The 17,711-nt window shown below is 71.1% G+C and carries 22 protein-coding genes; 11 read left to right on the plus strand and 11 right to left on the minus strand.

Annotated features, from left to right (window positions below):
* Positions 1-157 precede the first annotated feature (157 nt).
* The gene (locus B9S64_RS27945) at positions 158-1,051 is read right to left on the minus strand and encodes a 2-hydroxy-3-oxopropionate reductase (protein ID WP_103491433.1); all 894 of its coding nucleotides are present in this window, start codon (positions 1,049-1,051) and stop codon (positions 158-160) included.
* A gap of 36 nt (positions 1,052-1,087) precedes the next feature.
* Entirely contained in the window at positions 1,088-1,909 is an 822-nt protein-coding gene (locus B9S64_RS27950) for a TIM barrel protein (RefSeq protein ID WP_103491432.1), read from the minus strand.
* 253 nt (positions 1,910-2,162) lie between these two features.
* Here B9S64_RS27950 and B9S64_RS27955 point away from each other — a divergent pair, with 253 nt between their 5' ends.
* The 7 genes from B9S64_RS27955 (at position 2,163) to B9S64_RS27985 (ending at position 8,191) form a co-directional block, all read left to right on the plus strand.
* A complete protein-coding gene (locus tag B9S64_RS27955; protein ID WP_037633147.1) occupies positions 2,163-2,414 on the plus strand; it encodes a hypothetical protein in 252 nt (83 codons plus the stop codon).
* Positions 2,411-2,788, plus strand: coding sequence for a helix-turn-helix domain-containing protein (locus B9S64_RS27960; protein WP_103491431.1), 378 nt, complete (start codon positions 2,411-2,413; stop codon positions 2,786-2,788). The genes B9S64_RS27955 and B9S64_RS27960 overlap by 4 nt, the downstream gene beginning before the upstream one ends.
* 158 nt (positions 2,789-2,946) lie before the next feature.
* On the plus strand, positions 2,947-3,453 hold the full coding sequence (gene uraD / locus B9S64_RS27965; protein WP_103491430.1) for a 2-oxo-4-hydroxy-4-carboxy-5-ureidoimidazoline decarboxylase: 507 nt from the start codon (positions 2,947-2,949) through the stop codon (positions 3,451-3,453).
* 75 nt (positions 3,454-3,528) lie between these two features.
* Positions 3,529-3,921: a hydroxyisourate hydrolase gene (gene uraH, locus B9S64_RS27970; RefSeq protein ID WP_103491429.1), complete on the plus strand. Its 393-nt coding sequence runs from the start codon at positions 3,529-3,531 to the stop codon at positions 3,919-3,921.
* 6 nt (positions 3,922-3,927) lie between these two features.
* Positions 3,928-4,860: a factor-independent urate hydroxylase gene (gene pucL / locus B9S64_RS27975; RefSeq protein WP_103491428.1), complete on the plus strand. Its 933-nt coding sequence runs from the start codon at positions 3,928-3,930 to the stop codon at positions 4,858-4,860.
* Between the two features lie 178 nt (positions 4,861-5,038).
* Positions 5,039-6,427: an 8-oxoguanine deaminase gene (locus tag B9S64_RS27980; protein WP_103491427.1), complete on the plus strand. Its 1,389-nt coding sequence runs from the start codon at positions 5,039-5,041 to the stop codon at positions 6,425-6,427.
* Positions 6,428-6,661: 234 nt separating this feature from the next.
* Positions 6,662-8,191, plus strand: coding sequence for a nucleobase:cation symporter-2 family protein (locus B9S64_RS27985; protein WP_181012301.1), 1,530 nt, complete (start codon positions 6,662-6,664; stop codon positions 8,189-8,191).
* Between the two features lie 99 nt (positions 8,192-8,290).
* Here the strand turns inward: B9S64_RS27985 and B9S64_RS27990 are convergent, their stop codons facing one another.
* The 3 genes from B9S64_RS27990 to B9S64_RS28000 form a co-directional block, all read right to left on the minus strand.
* On the minus strand, positions 8,291-9,160 hold the full coding sequence (locus B9S64_RS27990; RefSeq protein WP_103491426.1) for a chitosanase: 870 nt from the start codon (positions 9,158-9,160) through the stop codon (positions 8,291-8,293).
* 154 nt (positions 9,161-9,314) lie between these two features.
* Positions 9,315-9,644, minus strand: coding sequence for an SH3 domain-containing protein (locus tag B9S64_RS27995; protein ID WP_103491425.1), 330 nt, complete (start codon positions 9,642-9,644; stop codon positions 9,315-9,317).
* Positions 9,645-9,834: 190 nt separating this feature from the next.
* On the minus strand, positions 9,835-10,638 hold the full coding sequence (locus tag B9S64_RS28000) for a chitosanase (protein WP_103491424.1): 804 nt from the start codon (positions 10,636-10,638) through the stop codon (positions 9,835-9,837).
* A gap of 65 nt (positions 10,639-10,703) precedes the next feature.
* Here B9S64_RS28000 and B9S64_RS28005 point away from each other — a divergent pair, with 65 nt between their 5' ends.
* Positions 10,704-11,387 carry an alpha/beta fold hydrolase gene (locus tag B9S64_RS28005; protein WP_103491423.1) on the plus strand — a complete coding sequence of 228 codons (684 nt, stop codon included), beginning with the start codon at positions 10,704-10,706 and terminating at the stop codon, positions 11,385-11,387.
* Between the two features lie 155 nt (positions 11,388-11,542).
* A complete protein-coding gene (locus B9S64_RS28010) occupies positions 11,543-12,526 on the plus strand; it encodes a fibronectin type III domain-containing protein (RefSeq protein ID WP_103491422.1) in 984 nt (327 codons plus the stop codon).
* 85 nt (positions 12,527-12,611) lie between these two features.
* On the opposite strand, the gene B9S64_RS28015 is transcribed toward B9S64_RS28010, so the two are convergent.
* From B9S64_RS28015 to B9S64_RS28030, 4 genes are read right to left on the minus strand one after another with little or no spacing between them, the layout of a single operon-like run.
* Complete coding sequence (locus tag B9S64_RS28015) at positions 12,612-12,806, minus strand: DUF397 domain-containing protein (protein WP_181012300.1); 195 nt, start codon at positions 12,804-12,806, stop codon at positions 12,612-12,614.
* Between the two features lie 29 nt (positions 12,807-12,835).
* Positions 12,836-13,030, minus strand: a complete 195-nt coding sequence (locus B9S64_RS28020; protein WP_103491420.1) for a DUF397 domain-containing protein — start codon at positions 13,028-13,030, stop codon at positions 12,836-12,838.
* A gap of 30 nt (positions 13,031-13,060) precedes the next feature.
* The gene (locus B9S64_RS28025; RefSeq protein ID WP_028443071.1) at positions 13,061-13,267 is read right to left on the minus strand and encodes a DUF397 domain-containing protein; all 207 of its coding nucleotides are present in this window, start codon (positions 13,265-13,267) and stop codon (positions 13,061-13,063) included.
* On the minus strand, positions 13,264-14,082 hold the full coding sequence (locus B9S64_RS28030; RefSeq protein ID WP_030632627.1) for a helix-turn-helix transcriptional regulator: 819 nt from the start codon (positions 14,080-14,082) through the stop codon (positions 13,264-13,266). Before B9S64_RS28030 ends, B9S64_RS28025 begins: the two co-directional genes overlap by 4 nt.
* Positions 14,083-14,216: 134 nt before the next feature.
* On the opposite strand from B9S64_RS28030, the gene B9S64_RS28035 reads away from it, so the two are divergent.
* On the plus strand, positions 14,217-14,654 hold the full coding sequence (locus B9S64_RS28035; RefSeq protein ID WP_258037867.1) for an ATP-binding protein: 438 nt from the start codon (positions 14,217-14,219) through the stop codon (positions 14,652-14,654).
* 59 nt (positions 14,655-14,713) lie between these two features.
* On the opposite strand, the gene aceB is transcribed toward B9S64_RS28035, so the two are convergent.
* A complete protein-coding gene (gene aceB / locus B9S64_RS28040) occupies positions 14,714-16,333 on the minus strand; it encodes a malate synthase A (protein ID WP_103491418.1) in 1,620 nt (539 codons plus the stop codon).
* A gap of 253 nt (positions 16,334-16,586) precedes the next feature.
* Entirely contained in the window at positions 16,587-17,192 is a 606-nt protein-coding gene (locus B9S64_RS28045; RefSeq protein ID WP_181012299.1) for an NTP transferase domain-containing protein, read from the minus strand.
* A gap of 197 nt (positions 17,193-17,389) precedes the next feature.
* On the opposite strand from B9S64_RS28045, the gene B9S64_RS28050 reads away from it, so the two are divergent.
* The gene (locus tag B9S64_RS28050) at positions 17,390-17,704 is read left to right on the plus strand and encodes a DUF5955 family protein (protein ID WP_103491416.1); all 315 of its coding nucleotides are present in this window, start codon (positions 17,390-17,392) and stop codon (positions 17,702-17,704) included.
* The last annotated feature ends 7 nt before the right edge of the window (positions 17,705-17,711 follow it).

A 17,711-nucleotide genomic window follows, 5' to 3' on the forward strand; every position in this document is an offset into this window, starting at 1 on the left:
GTCGGCATGAACAACACGTCAACAGTTTGTTGAATTCGGAGTGAATGGTTCCGGGCCGTGGCGGCGCCTGGGCGCGACAGGACAGGTGTCAGCGACGCCACGGCCCGGAGTTCGGGGGCCCTGGGTGCCAGAGCGGGGCCCGTACCGGGCCCGGAGATCAGACCTGGGAGCCGGAGAGGCGTTCGACCGAGCGCAGCAGCGCCGAGTGGTCCAGCCCGCCGTCGCCCTGCGCGCGCAGGGAGGCGACCAGCTGGGCCACGACCGCGCCGACGGGCAGCGCGGCGCCGACGTCGCGGGCGGCGTCCGTGACGATGCCCATGTCCTTGTGGTGCAGGTCGATCCGGAAGCCCGGGGCGAAGTCCCGCTTCAGGAAGTTGTCCCTCTTACGGGCCAGGACCGTCGAGCCGGCCAGTCCGCCGGCCAGGACGTCGAGCGCGGCGCCCAGGTCGACCCCGGACTTCTCCAGGAAGACCACGGCCTCGGCGCACGCCTGGATGTTGACCGCGACGACGAGCTGGTTGGCGGCCTTGACCGTCTGGCCGGAGCCGTGCGGTCCGCACCGCACGACGGTCTTGCCGAGCGCCTCCAGCAGCGGGCGGGCCGCGTCGAAGTCCGCCTGCTCGCCGCCGACCATGATGGAGAGCACGGCCTCGATCGCGCCGGCCTCGCCGCCGGAGACCGGGGCGTCCAGCACCCGGATGCCCTTGGCCTTCGCGTTCTCGGCCAGGTCCACGGAGGTCTGCGGGGTGATCGACGACATGTCGATCAGCAGGGCGCCGGCCTTCGCGTTCTCCAGGATGCCGTCCGGGCCGTAAGCGACCGCCTCGACCTGCGGGGAGGCGGGGACCATGGTGACGACGACGTCGGCGTCGCGGACGGCCTCGGCGACGGAGGCGGCACCCCTGCCGCCCGCGGCGACCAGCCGGTCCACCTTGGCCTGCTCCAGGGTGTGACCGGTGACGTGGTACCCGGCCTTGATCAGGTTCTCCGACATGGGCGAGCCCATGATGCCGAGCCCGATCCAGGCGACCTTGGGGAGGTTGCTGCTCATGAGGGTGCCTTCCGGTGAGAGCGTGTGGGGCGGGGGTCAGGCGGGGAGCCAGTCGAAGGACTCCGCGCTCGGCCGGTCGCCCGGCTTGTACTCCAGGCCGACCAGGCCCGTGTAACCGGCGCCGGCCAGCTCGTCCAGCAGCCGTTCCAGCGGGAGCGAGCCGGTGCCCGGCGCGCCGCGCCCCGGGTTGTCGGCGATCTGGACGTGGCCGGTCTTGGCGGCGTACGCCGTGATGACCTGGCCGAGGTCCTCGCCGTTCATGGACAGGTGGTAGAGGTCCAGCAGGAACTTCGCGTTGCCGAGCCCCGTCGCCGCGTTGACCCTGTCCACGACCTCGATCGCGGCCGGCGCGCTCACCAGTGGATAGTGCGGTGACTCCGGGGCGTTGAGGGCCTCGATCAGCAGGGTGGCCCCGATGCCGTGGGCCGTGCGGGCCGCCAGGACCAGGTTCTCCAGGGCGAGTTCGTCCTGCGCGGCGGGGTCGGTGCCCTCCACGCGGTTGCCGTAGAGCGCGTTGAGCGCCCGGCAGCCGACCGAGGCGGCGAACGCGGTCGCCACCTCGACGTTGGCGCGGAACCGGTCCGACTCGGCGCCCGGCACGGAGAGCGCTCCGCGGTCGGGGCCCGGCAGCCGGCCGGCGTAGAAGTTCAGTCCCACCAGCTGGGTTCCGGCGTCGTCGAGCGCCCGCTTGAGGGCGTCCAGCTCGGCCTGGCCGGGGGTGGGGGTCTCGATCCAGGGCCACCACAGCTCGACCGCCGAGAAGCCGGCCGCGGCGGCGGCCGCGGGTCGCTCCAGGAGTGGGAGTTCCGTGAAGAGGATCGAAAGGTTCACATCGAAGCGCTGGTCCGGGTATCCCATGAGGGGTTCGGCGCTCCTTCCGTATTGCGGAAGTTCGTTTCTGCTCAACGGAAGATTGCATGGCGGTCGGTCCGGCTGTCAAGGGGGGCGCCCGAAAGTGCGGGCCGCGGGCGCCGCCCAGCGGGGCCGGGCCCCGTCCTCACCCGCCTCCGGCCCAGGTCCGTGCGGCCCCGGGTGCGGCCGGGCCCGGCGGATACAGTCGGTGGCCGGGCGGCGGGACGCGCGCCCGTGGCGAGGACATCAGGGAGGCACCGTGCGCTTGAGGGTGGAATTCACCACCGAGCCCTTCGATCTGGACGAGGCACCCGCCCATGCCGTGGTGGCCCGGGAGGTCGTCCAGGCGGCCGATCTCGACGCCGTGGACGTGGGTCCCTTCGGCAACACCGCGGAGGGCGGCGCCGATCAGGTGCTCACCGCGGTGGACCGTCTGCTGCGCGAGGCCCTGGCCTCCGGGGCCACCCGGGTCTCGCTCCAGTTGAACGTGATCGGGGAGGACCTCCCGTGACCGAACCGGTGGACCATCCCCTGGTCGCCGCGGTGAAGCCGCTCGTCGACGCCATGGGTGCCGAACTGCTCGGCCCCGACCAGGCCCAGGCCGACGACGTGGTGCTCGACTGGGAGGGGGAGGCGGTCCTGGCCGTACGGCTGCCACAGCTCTCCGACTCGCTCGACCACATCCTGGCCGCGATGGAGCGGCGGCACGGGATGCCGCTCGCCGAGCTGGACCGCAAGACCAAGCAGGGCGTCGTGCGGACCCTGGAGGCGCGCGGCGCCTTCTCCGTGCGTCACGGCGTGGAGACCGTGGCCGGCGCCCTGGGGGTCTCCCGGTTCACGGTCTACAACTACCTGAACCGGGAGAACGCGGCCCAGGGGGAGTAGCCCCGGCCCGCTCGTCCCCCTCGATGCCGTCGTCCCCGTCCGGGGGCGGCGGCATCGCCTGTTCATGGAATTTCAACAAACTGTTGACGTCGTGTGGTGAAGGGCGTTAGCTATCCGCAGCCCGACAACGCACAGCGAAATAGGCCACGGAGGCTCCCGTGACTACGAGCTCCACACCGGGCCTCGCCCGGTTCAACACCCAGGCGGCCCACGAGGCCGCCGCCGCGCTGCACGAGGTGTGCGCGAGCGAACGGTGGGGGAGCGCGCTCCTCTCCCGACGGCCCTACGCCACCGCGGAAGACCTCTTCCTGGCCAGTGACGCCGCCACGGCGGAGCTGTCCGGGAAGGACCTGGACGAGGCGATGGCCGGGCACCCGCCGATCGGCCGTCCCACACCCGGGGACCCGACGTCCGCCCGCGAACAGCGGGGAATGGCGGGAGCGTCCGACGCACTCAAGGCACGGATGCTCGAACTCAACCTGGCCTACCAGGAGCGGTTCGGACACGTCTTCCTGATCTGCGCCACCGGAGCCACCGGTGAGCGGATGCGCGAGGCGCTGGAGGACCGGATCGGCAACCCGCCCGAGCGGGAGCGCGAGATCGTCCGCACCGAACTGGGCAAGATCAACCGCATCCGGCTGGACCGCCTGGTGCGGGACGCCTGAAGAACCCGTACAGCACCGCGAACACAGCGCCGCGCCGACCGCGGCCCACCGCAGAGAACAAGGAGCGTGACGGTCTTGAGCACCGACACCACCGCATCGGTGTCCACCCACGTCCTGGACACCAGTACCGGACGTCCCGCCGAAGCCGTCACCGTCTCCCTGGCCGCCCGCGGCGGCGACGCCGAGCCGTACACGGCGCTCGGCGCGTCCACGACCGACGCGGACGGGCGCTGCACAGACCTGCCGGCCCCGCCGGAAGGAACCACCCACGTACGGCTCGTCTTCGACACCGGGTCGTACTTCGCCAGCGAGAAGCAAGCCGAGGCGCAGCAGGACGCCCCCCGCGTAAGGGACAGCGGCGCGTTCTTCCCGGAGGTGGCGATCGCGTTCGCCGTCACCCCGGGCGAGCACTATCACGTACCGCTGCTGCTCAACCCGTTCGGCTACTCCGTTTACCGAGGGAGCTAGCAGACAATGCCCACGATTCTCGGCCAGAACCAGTACGGCAAAGCAGAGAACCGCGTCGTGAAGATCACGCGGGACGGCGCCACCCACCACATCAAGGACCTCAACGTCTCGGTCGCCCTCTCCGGCGACATGGACGACGTCCACTACTCGGGCTCCAACGCCCATGTCCTGCCGACCGACACCACCAAGAACACGGTGTTCGCCTTCGCCAAGGAACACGGCATCGAATCCGCCGAGCAGTTCGGCATCCACCTCGCCCGCCACTTCGTGACCTCACAGGAGCCGATCGGGACCGCGCGGATCCGGATAGAGGAGTACGCCTGGGAGCGCATCGCGACCTCCGACGGCAACTCCCGCTTCATCGGCGCCGACGAGGTCCGGCACTCCTTCGTCCGTAAGGGCCAGGAACTCCGCACCGCCCAGATCACCTACGACGGTGAGAGGTGGGAGGTCATCTCCGGCCTCAAGGACCTCACCGTGCTCAACTCCACCAACTCGGAGTTCTGGGGCTACGCGAAGGACAAGTACACCACCCTGAAGGAGGCGTACGACCGCATCCTGGCGACCGACGTCTCCGCCAGGTGGCGCTACAACTGGACCGACGACGAGCAGCGCATGCCGAACTGGGAGAAGTCCTACCGGCAGGCCCGTACGCACATGCTCGAAGCGTTCGCCGAGACGTACTCCCTCTCGCTCCAGCAGACCCTCTACCAGATGGGTTCGCGCATCATCAACAGCCGGAGCGAGATCGACGAGATCCGCTTCTCGCTCCCCAACAACCACCACTTCCTCGTCGACCTGGAACCCTTCGGACTGAAGAACGACACCGCGGACGGTGCCGTCTACTTCGCCGCCGACCGCCCCTACGGCCTCATCGAGGCGACGGTGCTCCGGGACGGCGTCGAGCCCAGGATCCCGGTCGACCTGACCAACCTCTGACGGCCCCGGCCGGCCCCCGCTCCGCCCGTGGCCGGGCGGGGGCCGGCCGGACGTCCACCCTCTCGGCACCCACAGCCGCACCGCTGTGGCACTCAAATCCTCCTGGGGTCCTGCCGTGCCCTCCCCGCACTCCCCGGAGCGCGGGTGCTCCTCGCCACCGAGAGAAGAAGGAAGCCCCATGGCAGCCTCGGCAGACCCGCAGCGCCTCGTCATCGAGAACTGTTCGATCGCGACCGTCGACGCCCAGGACACCGAGTACGCGTCGGGCCACATCGTCGTCGCGGACAACCGCATCGAATCCGTCGGCGCGGGCAAGGCGCCCGCGGGACTGACCGGTGTCGTACGGCGCGTCGACGCCACCGGCCACCTCGCCACACCAGGCCTCGTCAACACCCACCACCACTTCTACCAGTGGATCACCCGGGGCCTGGCGACCGACCACAACCTCTTCGACTGGCTCGTCGCGCTGTATCCGACATGGGCCCGCGTGGACGAGGCGATGGCCCGAGCCGCCGCCCAGGGGTCGCTCGCCATGATGGCCCGCGGCGGGGTCACCACCGCCATGGACCACCACTACATCTACCCCCGGGGCGCCGGAGACCTCTCGGGGGCGATCATCGGCGCCGCCCGCGACATGGGCGTACGCTTCACGCTCGCCCGGGGGTCCATGGACCGCGGCGAGAAGGACGGCGGGCTGCCGCCGGACTTCGCCGTGGAGAGCCTGGAGGGCGCGCTCGCGGCCACCGAGGCCACCATCGACGCCCACCACGACGCCTCTTTCGACGCGATGACCCAGATCGCGGTCGCCCCCTGCTCACCGTTCTCCGTTTCCACCGAACTCCTGCGCCAGGGAGCCGAACTGGCCCGGCGGCGCGGCGTGCGGCTGCACACCCACGGCTCCGAGACCGTCGAAGAGGAACGGTTCTGCAAGGAGCTGTTCGGAATGGGCCCCACCGACTACTTCGAGACGACGGGCTGGCTCGGGGACGACGTGTGGATGGCGCACTGCGTCCACATGAACGACTCCGACATCGCCGCCTTCGCCCGTACCGGGACCGGCGTCGCCCACTGCCCGTCCTCCAACGCCCGTCTCGCCGCCGGAATCGCCCGGGTGCCCGACATGCTCGCCGCCGGGGTGCCGGTCGGCCTCGGCGTGGACGGCACCGCGTCCAACGAGTCCGGCGAGCTGCACACCGAACTGCGCAACGCCCTCCTGGTCAACCGCCTCGGCGCGCACCGCGAGAAGGCCCTGAACGCCCGTCAGGCGCTGCGCCTGGGTACGTACGGCGGCGCCCGTGTGCTGGGCCGCGCCGATCAGATCGGTTCCCTGGAGGCCGGCAAGCTCGCCGACCTCGTGCTGTGGAAGCTCGACACCCTGGCCCACGCCTCCATCGCCGACCCGGTGACCGCGCTCGTCTTCGGCGCCGCGGCCCCCGTCACCCTCTCCCTCGTGGACGGCAGGCCCGTCGTCGAGGACAGCCACCTCACCACGGTGGACGAGGACGCCATCGCCCGCGCCACCCGTGACGAGGCACGGCGCCTGGCCCAGATCGCCGCCGGAGCCTGACGGCTCCCGCCCGTACCACCCCCTGACCGGCCGGCCCGAGGGGGACGGCCCTCGGCCGGCCGCCGTGAACCCGTACAGGGACACGGCAACCGGTCCGCGGTGCGCGCCGTCGCGCACGCACCGCGGACCGGCGATCCGAGCTGCCGCACCAGCTGCACGACCTGTCCCCACGCCCCACCCGCACCACCTCCCTGACACCCACGTCGCCGACGTGTAACCGACCGGAGGAGCCCCGTGGCAGCTACGCCCAGGTTTCGCAAGGACGCAGTCGAAGAGCAGGACACCCCAGTCACCGACCACCGCGCCACCGACCACCCCACCACCGAGGACCGCACCACCGAGGACCGGCCCACCTCCGGCGACGGGCGCACCGTCGCCGAGCAGGGCGGGAAGCATCCGGTCGACGAGACATTGCCGCCCCTGAGGATGTTCACCAGCGGCCTCCAGCACGTGGCCGCCATGTACGCCGGAGTGGTCGCCCCGCCCATGATCGTGGGCCCCGCCGTGGGCCTGAACGCCAAGGAGACCGCCTTCCTCATGGGGGCGAGCCTCTTCACCGCCGGTATCGCCACCCTGCTCCAGACCCTCGGCTTCTGGCGCGTCGGCGCCCGGCTGCCGTTCGTCAACGGCGTCTCCTTCGCCGGTGTCACCCCGATGATCGCGATCGGCAAGGACCGGGGACACGACGGCATCGCCGTCATCTTCGGCGCGATCATCGTCGCCAGCCTCCTCGGCTTCGTCCTCGCCCCCTACTTCTGCAAACTCGTCCGGTTCTTCCCGCCGGTCGTGACCGGGACCGTCATCACGCTCATCGGCGTCTCGCTCCTGCCGGTCGCCTTCAACTGGTCGCAGGGCGGCAACGCGTCCGCCGGCGACTACGGTTCCACGACCAACATCACGATGGCCGCCGTCACCCTCGTGATCGTCCTGGCCCTGCGCAAACTGCTGCGGGGCTTCCTCCAGCAGATCGCGATCCTGCTGGGCCTGGTCATCGGCACCCTGATAGCGATACCCGTCGGCATCACCGACTTCGGAGCCATCGGCGACGCCGACCTGGTGGGCTTCCCGACGCCCTTCCACTTCGGCGCACCGCAGTTCGAGATCGCCGCCATCGTGTCGATGTGCATCGTGATGCTCGTCTGCATGACCGAGTCCACCGCCGACATGCTGGCGCTCGGCAAGATCGTCGACCGGCCCGCCGACGAGCGGACGATCGAGGGCGGGCTGCGCGCCGACACGCTCGGCAGCGCCCTCAGCCCCTTGTTCAACGGCTTCATGTGCAGCGCGTTCGCCCAGAACATCGGGCTGGTCGCCATGACCAAGGTGCGCAGCCGGTTCGTCGTCGCCGTGGGCGGGGGAATCCTCGTGGTGCTCGGCCTCGTGCCCGTCGCGGCGTCGGTCATCGCCCTCGTCCCGCTGCCGGTGCTCGGCGGCGCGGGGATCGTCCTGTTCGGCTCGGTCGCGTCGAGCGGTATCCAGACCCTCGCCACCGCCGCCCTGGAGAAGGGCGAGAACGCGCTGATCGTGGCGGCCGCCGTCGGCGTCGGCCTCATACCGATCGCCGCCCCGGACTTCTACCACGCCTTCCCGAAGGACCTGCTGGTCGTCCTGGACTCGGGCATCTCCACGGGCTGCGTGGTGGCCATCCTGCTCAACCTGGCCTTCAACCACCTGGGCCGGCCGGCGGAGAAGGACGCCGCGCCCGAGGAACCGACCGCGGGCGAGCGGCCCCAGGACCCGATGACCCTGCCGCTCGTCCACTGACCCGGCCCCGCCCGGCCCGGCGTCCCGTCCCGTCACCCGCGCGGCGCGTGCGCGAAGGCCCGTCATCGGTGCCCTCACGCACGCGCCGCGCCGTCGGCGTCAGCCGATGTGGAAACTGTCGCCGTAGACCTTCCAGTCCAGCGGCGGGTTCAGGTCCAGATTGCCGTTCCGCAGGAAGACCCGCTGCGCGGTGTCCACCCGGCTGGTGTCCGAGTGGGCCTCCTCCTGCTCCATCGCCCAGACCCGGGCGTCCAGGAACGCGTCGAGGTAGGCCGTCTCGTCGCCGCCCCGCGACGGCGGCTGTGCCTGAGCGAGGGCACGCTGCCGGATGGATCCGAAGCTGGTGGAGTCCCCGCCGCCGCCGTGCATGACGATCGCGTCGTAGTACGCGAACTGGCCGAGCGTGCCCAGACCGTCGTCCTTGCCCTGGCGCACCGCCGGGTCGAAGTAGACCCGGTCCCGCTCGTCGTCCTGCGCCTGCCGGAACACCGGGTCCGTCGCGGCCTCGGCCCAGGCGCGGGTGAAGCCGGGGTCGAGCCCGTCGTGCGAGTCGCTCCCGTCCACCTCGCGCAGGGCGGGCAGGTACGCCGCGAGGACGTTGCCGGGGGAGCGGTCCGTGTAGCGCTCGACGAGGTCGAGCATGTCGCCGGTGCCGGAGCAGAACCCGATGATGCCGGCGGTGTAGCCGCGGCCGTCACCGATGTCCTCGATGTAGCCGTACTGGGCCTTCCAGTCGAGCGTGGAGTTCTCCGCGCTGGAAACCAGTTGCATGGCGATGTCCTTCTTGGCGGGATCGTCGAGTCCGGACGCGGCGGCCTCCAGGTGATGAGCGGCCGGCTGCGTGGGGGCGCCGGCGTGAGCGGTGACCGGCAGCGCCAGGAGAGCGAGCCCGAGGGCCGCGGCGGCGATACCGGTGGGGCGGGTGAGTCGTGTCGTGCGACGTGCGGTGCGGTTGTGGGGGTGATGCACCTGTCCTCCCAGGGGAGTTCGTCGTGCCCGCTGTTCTGTTAGGAACCTTTCCTATCAGCTGTGCGGGTACGGGAGAACCCTCCGGACGGAACGGGCCCGAAAAACTTCGCGGGGGAGGAGCCCCACGGTGGCGGGGCTCCCCGGCGGGTCCTGCTCAGCAGTTGAGGTAGGCCACGTGGATCCAGACGCCGGTGGGCCCGCCCCAGAGGTCGCCCATCAGCCAGCTCCCTTCCTGGCCCCGCGCGTTGATGTTCTGCCCCCGGTTCACGGTGCCGAGGACGGGGTAGTTGGTGCCGGGCCCGCCCCGGAAGTTCACCCCGTTGTCGTTGACCGTGCAGACCAGCTGGGGTGCGGCCCGCAGGGCGGGTGCCGTGACGGCGCTCCGTGCCGTGGCGGTGTTCTGCGCTCCGTACGCGGACGGGCTCGCGACGAGGCCGACGCCGGCCACGAGGGCGGCCGCGGCCAGCAGCATCTTCTTGATCATGAGACGTGTCTCCCTGAGGCTTCGAGAGGGACACCGTTCGTGTGCCCCGACCGTGCGAACGGCCGGAGCCGCACGCCGGTCACGGCCCGCCCCACACCGGCAGCCGGGAACGAGTGTGCAGGTCAGGACGGTGCACACCGGCGTACGCGCGCCGTGTCCCGGATGCCTCGTGAGCCCTCCGGACGGCTCTTTACGGCCCGTCGATCCGGAAGCTCTCGCCGTACACCTTCCAGACCAGCGGGGTCTCCAGCTGGAGCCTGCCCTGCTCCACGAAGACGCGCTGGGCCGTCTCCACCCGGCTGGTGTCGCTGTGCGAGGGCTCCGTGCGCAGGGCCTCCACCCGGGCGTCGAGGAACGCGTGGAGGTACTCCTCCTCGTCGCCGCCCTCGGACGGGGGATCGGCGGCCTCGACGGCCTGGGCCCGTATCGTGCGGAAGCCGACGGTGCCCTTGGCGTCGGCGTACCCGTGCATCACGTATGCGTCGTAGTAGATGAACTGGCCGAGGGCGCTGAGCCCGTCCGCCTCGGCGCGGGCGACCGCCGGGTCGAAGTACGACGCGTCCCGCTCCGCGTCCTGCGCCCGCCGGAACGCCGTGTCCTCGGCCGCCTTGGCCCAGGCACCGGTGAAGGCCTCGCCCAGCCCCTCGTGCGAGTCGCCGCCCACGACCGCGCGCAGGGCGGGGAGGAACCGTTCCAGCGGGTTGCCGGGGCGCGCCTTCGCGTACCGCTCGACCACCGCCCGCATGTCGCCGGTGCCGGAGCAGAACCCGATGACGCCGGCGGTGTAGCCGCGGCCGTCACCGATGTCCTCGATGTAGCCGTACTGGGCCTTCCAGTCGAGCGAGGAGTTCTCCGCGCTGGAGACCAGCCGCATCGCGATGTCCTTCTTCTCCGGATCGTCGAGCCCCTTCTCGGGAGCGTCCGGGCCGGAACCGGAGCAGCCGGTCAGGGCCAGGACCAGGGCGGCGGCGAGGGCGAGGGGCTTGATCTTCACCCACCCAGCGTGCCAGGTCAGGGGCGTGCGTCGGCGGGGGGCCGGACGACTGTAGCGTTCGGGCCATGGAAGATCAGTCTGTTGTGGATGTCGGCGATGTACGGCTGGCGTACCGGACCTGGGGTGACTCGCTGGGCTCGCCCGTCGTCCTGCTGCACGGCCTGGGCGGCTCGTCGGCCGACTGGGAGGCGGCCGGGACCCTGCTGGGTGAGGAGTGGCGGGTGTACGCCGTCGATCTGCGCGGCCACGGCGAGAGCGACTGGCCCGACGAGTACGGCTTCGAGCAGATGCGCGACGACATCCTGGAGTTCCTGGACGCGTGCGAGCTGGACCGTGCCGGGGTCGTCGGCCACGGGATGGGCGGGATCGTCGGCTGCCTGCTCGCCGAGGAGCACCCGGACCGGGTGGAGCGGCTGGTGCTGGTGGAGACCCCGCCGCCGTTCCCGCCCGAGCGGCCGGCCGTGTTCACGCCCGAGGGTCCGGTGGACTACGACGAGAACGCCGTCCCGGCCGTCCTGGCCCAGATCAACGGCCCCGACCCCCGCCAGGAGGAGGACCTCGGCCAGATCGTCGCGCCCACGCTGATCCTGGCCGGGGGCCCGGAGAGCACCATGCCGCAGGCGCGGCTGGCCGACATGGCGTCACTGATCCCGGACTGCCAACTGGTCACCCTGGGCGGCGGCCACCGGCCGCACATGCGCCACCCGGACCAGATCGCGTCCCGGATCACGGAGTTCTTCACCAGCTGAGCGCCCGGTCGCGGCGAAGGGGGCGGCGACGGGGGCGGGTGGCGGCCCCCATCGCCGGACATAGCGGAAGGTTCCGGCCCGGCCCCTTGTCCGCGGGGGCGCCGACGTGGCATACAGGTCTGGACCAATAGCTGTCCGGATGGAAGGCGCCCCCCATGCAACGCCCCCACGCACGCACCGCGTTGGCCTGCTCCGCCGCCCTGCTGCTGGCCACACTCACCGCCTGTGGCGGCAGTGCCGGCGCCGACACCGACACCGAGAAGCCGACGGTCCCCACCAACGTCACGGCACAGGCGAGCAGCGCCACCTCCGTCCACGTCATGTGGGACCAGTCGTCCGACAACAAGGCGGTCACCGGCTACGAGGTCTATCAGGAGGGCGAGAAGGCCGTGTCGTTGCCCGCCACCAAGCGGATGACCGACATCGACGGGCTGACCGCGTCCACCGCCTACACCTTCACCGTCCGGGCCCGCGACGCCGCCGGGAACCTCTCCCCGCGGAGCGCCGCCGTCTCCGTCACCACCCCTGCGCCCGCGCCCCACGACGAGGAGGCGCCGACCGCGCCCGTGAAGCTGCGGGGCAAGGCCGACGACGGCCGCACGGTCTCCCTGTCCTGGGGCGGCTCCACGGACGACGTGGGCGTGACCTCGTACGACATCTACCAGGAGGACTCCCGCATCCACAGCGTGCCCGGCACGCAGACCACGGCCCACCTCACCGGTCTGCGCCCCGGCACCGTCTACACCTTCACCGTCCGCGCCCGGGACGCCGCCGACCACTCCTCGCCGGACAGCAACGCCCTCGACCTCACCACCCCGGCCGCCTCGGGTGCCCCCGCGAGCACGGCGCCGTCCGGGCTGCGGACGGAAGTGACGGAAAGGGAAGGGGAGTTCGTGGTGGACCTCTCCTGGGACCAGCCGGAGACCGGCGGCACGATCCCCGCGTACCAGCTGTTCCTCAACGGCAAGATGACCACCACGATCGTCTGGGGCGGCACCCCGCCGTCCGGGCGGGCCACCTACGAGCTGACCCTCAGCGACCCGCCGGGCACCCGCTACTCGCTGAAGCTCCGGCCCAAGCTCCCCGACGGCACGTGGGGCGACTTCTCGGCCCAGCGCACGGTGGTCCTGCCGGGCTGACCGGACGGCGGCCGCGCCGGGCGGCCGCCGCGTACCGCCGCCGACAGCCGAGCCGTCCGTGCACCGGGGCTCCGCTGTCGGCGCGTCAGCTTTCCGCGATGTAGGCGACGAAGGCGGACCAGCCGCGCTGTGTGAGGGTGAGCGTGGGGCCGGTCGGGTTCTTGGAGTCGCGCACGAGGACGGCTTCCGGCTGCGCGGCGACCTCCAGGCACTGCCCGCCCTCGGCGCCGCTGTGGCTGCTCTTGAACCAGTGCGGGGTTCCTGCGGCTGACGTGGTCACTTCGACGTTCCACCTTTCCTGTCTGCGTGTCAGCGCCCGGCGGCGTAGGCGACGAAGGCAGACCAGCCGCCGGGGGTGAGTGTGAGGACGGGGCCGGTGACGTGCTTGGAGTCGCGTACGAGTACGACCCCAGGCCGTGTGGCGACCTCCAGACAGTCACCGCCCTCCGCGCCGCTGTGGCCGCTCTTGAACCAGCGTGGAGCCGCTTCTGCTGACGTGGTCATTACGACGTTCACACCTCTTCTGTCGCGATGTCAGGCCCCAACGGCGTAGGCGACGAAGGCCGACCAGCTACCGGGGTCGAGTGAGAGCACGGGGCCGATCAGATGCTTGGAGTCGCGCACCAGAATCGCATGGGGCTGCGCGGCTACCTCAAGGCACTCGCCGCCGGCTCCGCTGCTGTAGCTGCTCTTGAACCACACAGTCTCGGGCGGCGTGCCCGCAAGGGCTTCGGTGTTCATGTCTCTCCCAGATACTTTTCGACGAGGGTCAGCGATTCGCGCGGAGTGAGTGCCTGGGCCCGGAGAACCCCGTACTGTTCCTCGAACTCCCGGACCGCCTTGCGCTCGGTGTAGAGGCGACTGTCCTTGTGCGCCTCAACGTATGCGATCCTGCGCTCTTCCTTCGTCTCGATCAAGGTGAACGGGCCCGCCATGCCCGCGTGGTCCTCGCGTCCGATCGGCATCACCTGGATCTCGACGTTGCGGTACTGGCCGATCACGAGAACCTGCTCCAGTTGCCCACGCAGCACTCTTCGGCCGCCCAGGGGGCGGCCCAACATGGACTCCTCGATCACAAAGCTGATCGTCGGCCTGGGGCGCCGGGAGTAGATCTCGTGCCGGGCCATGCGTGCCGCCACCCGCTGTTCCACCACCTCTTCTTCCAAGAGAGGCCGCCACATCGCGAATACGGCTTGTGCGTAGTCTGCCGTCTGTAGAAGTCCGGGAACGCCGTGATTCGCGTACACGTGCAACTCCACAGCTTCTGCCTCCAGCCGGGCCGCGTCACGGAAGAACGCCGGGTACTGGGCGCGGGCCACCTCATCCTTACCCGCCTTCAGTACCCCACCCGCGTTCAGCAACTCGTCAGCTTGGTCGATGAACTTGGGTGACGGGATCCGACGGGCCTGTTCGAACGCCGCGATCGTTGACGCCGAGTATCCCGTCATCGCACCGAACTCAGGGCGTTCCAGGCCCGCCGCGACCCGGAACAGCTTCAACTGCCTCCCGAAGGTGGACAGGACGCCCATCCCGGGCTCGTACGACTGCTCAGACATTTTTCCGCACACCTCTCCGCCCGCCGTAGCGCCGCACCGAGCCGCCTACAGCCCGCGCCCCACCGCCGTACAGCCCGGGGATGTCAGCGCGTCCGTCCTGGTCACGCTACGCAGGCGCCGGGAGGGTTGGCCCCATGAACGAAGCAATTACCTCTCCCGTGCGACGCGAGTTCCCCATGTGCTTCACCGCCACCCCGCGAGGAGCCCGGCTCGCCCGGCGGCTCGTCTCGTTGAGGCTGGACGAGTGGGGCCACCCGTACGGGTCGGACCTGAACCAGGACCTCACGCTCATCGCCGCAGAGCTGGCCGCGAACGCCGTACGCCACGGACTCGTGGCCGGGCGGGACTTCCGGCTGCGGCTGGTGGAGACCGGTGACGGGGTGTTCCGGGTCGAGGTGTCCGACACCCGTACCGAGCGGCGGCCCGTGCCGGAGCACGCGGAACGGCCCGCAGCCGGTGACGAGGAGTCAGGGCGCGGGCTGTACCTGGTGGCTCGACTGGCCGACCGGTGGGGCGTGGACGGGCGGTCCGGGGCGCCCGGGAAGACCGTCTGGGCGGAGATCGGGGTCTGAGCGGGCCCGTGCGCCGCCCGGACGCGGGTCGCGGGTCCGGGCGGCGCGCTGAGGGGGCGTCAGCGTAGTTGCTCGTACGCCGGGAGCGTCAGGAAGTCCGCGTAGTCCTCGTCCAGGGAGACCTGGAGCAGCAGGTCGTGGGCCTGCTGCCACTTCCCGGCAGCGAAGGCCTCCTCGCCGATCTCGGCGCGAACGGTGGCCAGTTCCTCGGCCGCGACCGTACGGGCCAGCTCCGCCGTGGCGTGCTCGCCGTTCTCGAAGACCACGTCCGCGTTGATCCACTGCCAGATCTGCGAGCGGGAGATCTCCGCGGTGGCCGCGTCCTCCATCAGGTTGAAGATGGCGACCGCGCCCATGCCGCGCAGCCACGCCTCGATGTAGCGGATGCCGACCGCCACGGCGTTGCGCAGGCCGTCGTACGAGGGCTTGGCGTCCAGGGTGTCCACGGCGATCAGGTCGCCCGCCGCCACCGAGACGTCCTCGCGCAGCCGGTCCTTCTGGTTCGGCTTGTCGCCGAGGACCGCGTCGAAGGAGGCCATCGCGATCGGGACCAGGTCCGGGTGGGCGACCCAGGAGCCGTCGAAGCCGTCGTTCGCCTCGCGGTCCTTGTCGGCCTTGACCTTCTCGAAGGCGACCTTGTTGACCTCGGCGTCGCGCCGCGAGGGGATGAAGGCGGCCATGCCCCCGATGGCGTGCGCCCCGCGCTTGTGGCAGGTGCGGACCAGGAGTTCGGTGTACGCCCGCATGAACGGGGCCGTCATCGTGACCAGGTTGCGGTCCGGCAGGACGAACTTGGACCCGCCGTCACGGAAGTTCTTGACGATGGAGAAGAGATAGTCCCAGCGGCCCGCGTTCAGCCCCGAGGCGTGGTCGCGCAGCTCGTAGAGGATCTCCTCCATCTCGTAGGCGGCGGTGATCGTCTCGATCAGGACGGTCGCGCGGACCGTGCCCCGCGGGATGCCGACGTAGTCCTGGGCGAAGACGAAGACGTCGTTCCAGAGGCGGGCCTCCAGGTGCGACTCCGTCTTCGGGAGGTAGAAGTAGGGGCCCTTGCCGAGGTCGATGAGGCGCTGCGCGTTGTGGAAGAAGTACAGGCCGAAGTCGACCAGGGCGCCGGGCACCGGGGTGCCGTCGAGCTGGAGGTGGCGCTCGTCCAGGTGCCAGCCGCGCGGGCGGGTGACGACGGTCGCCAGCTCCTCGGCGGGCTTCAGCGCGTACGCCTTGCCGGACCGGGGGTCGGTGAAGTCGATGTTCCGGGTGTAGGCGTCGATCAGGTTGAGCTGGCCGGTGACCACGTTCTCCCAGGTGGGGGCGGACGCGTCCTCGAAGTCGGCGAGCCAGACCCGCGCGCCGGAGTTCAGCGCGTTGATGGTCATCTTGCGGTCGGTCGGACCGGTGATCTCCACCCGGCGGTCCTCCAGCGCGGCCGGGGCCGGGGCGACCTTCCAGGTGTCGTCCACCCGGATCGCCTGCGTCTCGGGCAGGAAGTCCAGGGTGGAGGTGCGGGCGATCTCGGCGCGGCGCTCGGTCCGGCGGGCGAGCAGCTCGTCACGCCGGGGCGTGAACCGCCGGTGCAGCTCGGCCACGAACGCGAGGGCCGCGTCGGTCAGGACCTCGTCCTGCCTCGGCAGGGGCTCGGCATCGACGATGGCCAGCGGGGACGGCGCTGGTGCGGACATGAGCTGTCACTCCTTCAGCGAGGTGGTGCGGCGGCCGCCGGGTCGCCCGGTACGGCACGGGGTGCCAGGGCTCCGAGATACGGCGAGAGATGCCGACCGGGTCCGGAAGCGGAACCATGGGCTTCTGATCAGTGGATATTAGTTTCCTCATGGTGGAAGTTCAATGGTTTGTTGACATCGAGATTCTCCTGGTCGACAGAGCCCGCCGCGTGATGGCGCACCGTGCCACGGCGGACACGGTCCGTCCCCCCGCTCATTCCAGGTGCTTCAGGTCCTGTGCCGTGTCGATGTCGAAGGGCCGGGCCACGTCCGAGCAGTCCACGAGCACGACCGCGTCGCGATGCGCCCGCAGATACGCCCGCGCCCCCTGGTCGCCGACCGCGCCCGTCCGGATGTCCGCCCACCGGTCGGCGCCGAACAGCACCGGATGGCCGCGCTCCCCGTCGTACGACGCGGCCGCCAGCGCCGAGCGCGAGCGGCAGGCCGACCGGACGCGCGCCACCGCCTCCGCGCCGATGCCGGGCTGGTCGACCAGCAGGACGAGCGCCGCGTCCACCTCCCCGCCGTCGAGCGCGGCGAGTCCGGCCCGGAGCGAGGAGCCCATGCCCTCCTCCCACGCGGGGTTCTCGCTCACCCTGTATGCCGCCAGGTCCGCCCTCGCCCGCACCTCCGGCGCCGCGGCGCCGATCACCACATGGACGGGGCCGCAGCCTCCGTCGCTCAGCGCCCGCGCCGCGTGTTCGACCAGGGGGCGGCCGCGGTGCTCCAGCAGTGCCTTCGGCCGGCCGCCGAGCCTGCGGCCGCCGCCCGCGGCGAGCAGCACCCCCGCGACCACCGGAATCCGTCGTGTCTGAGCCATGCGCCCTGGATACCACCGGGCGTTCACCGAGGCGACGGGCGCCGTACCCCGCGCGCCCTGGCCAATTGTGTCCGCACAGTGGCGCTCCGCGCCTGTCATGGCGTTAACTTGCCTGCACCCCAGGGCACTTGACCACTCCTTGGGGACGGCTCGACCTGGTCGCGACACCGGCACGAAGACGTGCGAGGGGGAGTGCTTTGTTGCGGAGCGTGGGACGGAAGAGAGCGACCGGCGGCGACGTGGATCCGAGGGTGGCCGCACTGCGGACAGCGGTCTCCCGGCTCCGCCGCGAGCTGGCCGGACACCCCGCGGAGTTCCCGGACCGGGGCATCGCGGAGGACGAACTCGCGGCGCTGGACGCCATGGCCGTCGGCGGCGCCCCCGAGATCCCCCGGCTGCGGCGCTCCCTGCTCCTGGTCGCGGGTTCGATCGGCTCGGTCAGCGCGCTGGCACCCGGGCTGCGGGACGTACGGATCGCCGTGGACCTCTTCGGGGAGCCGCCGCGTCCGTGAGGCGTGA

The organism is Streptomyces sp. SM18, assembly GCF_002910775.2.
Lineage (GTDB): Bacteria > Actinomycetota > Actinomycetes > Streptomycetales > Streptomycetaceae > Streptomyces > Streptomyces halstedii.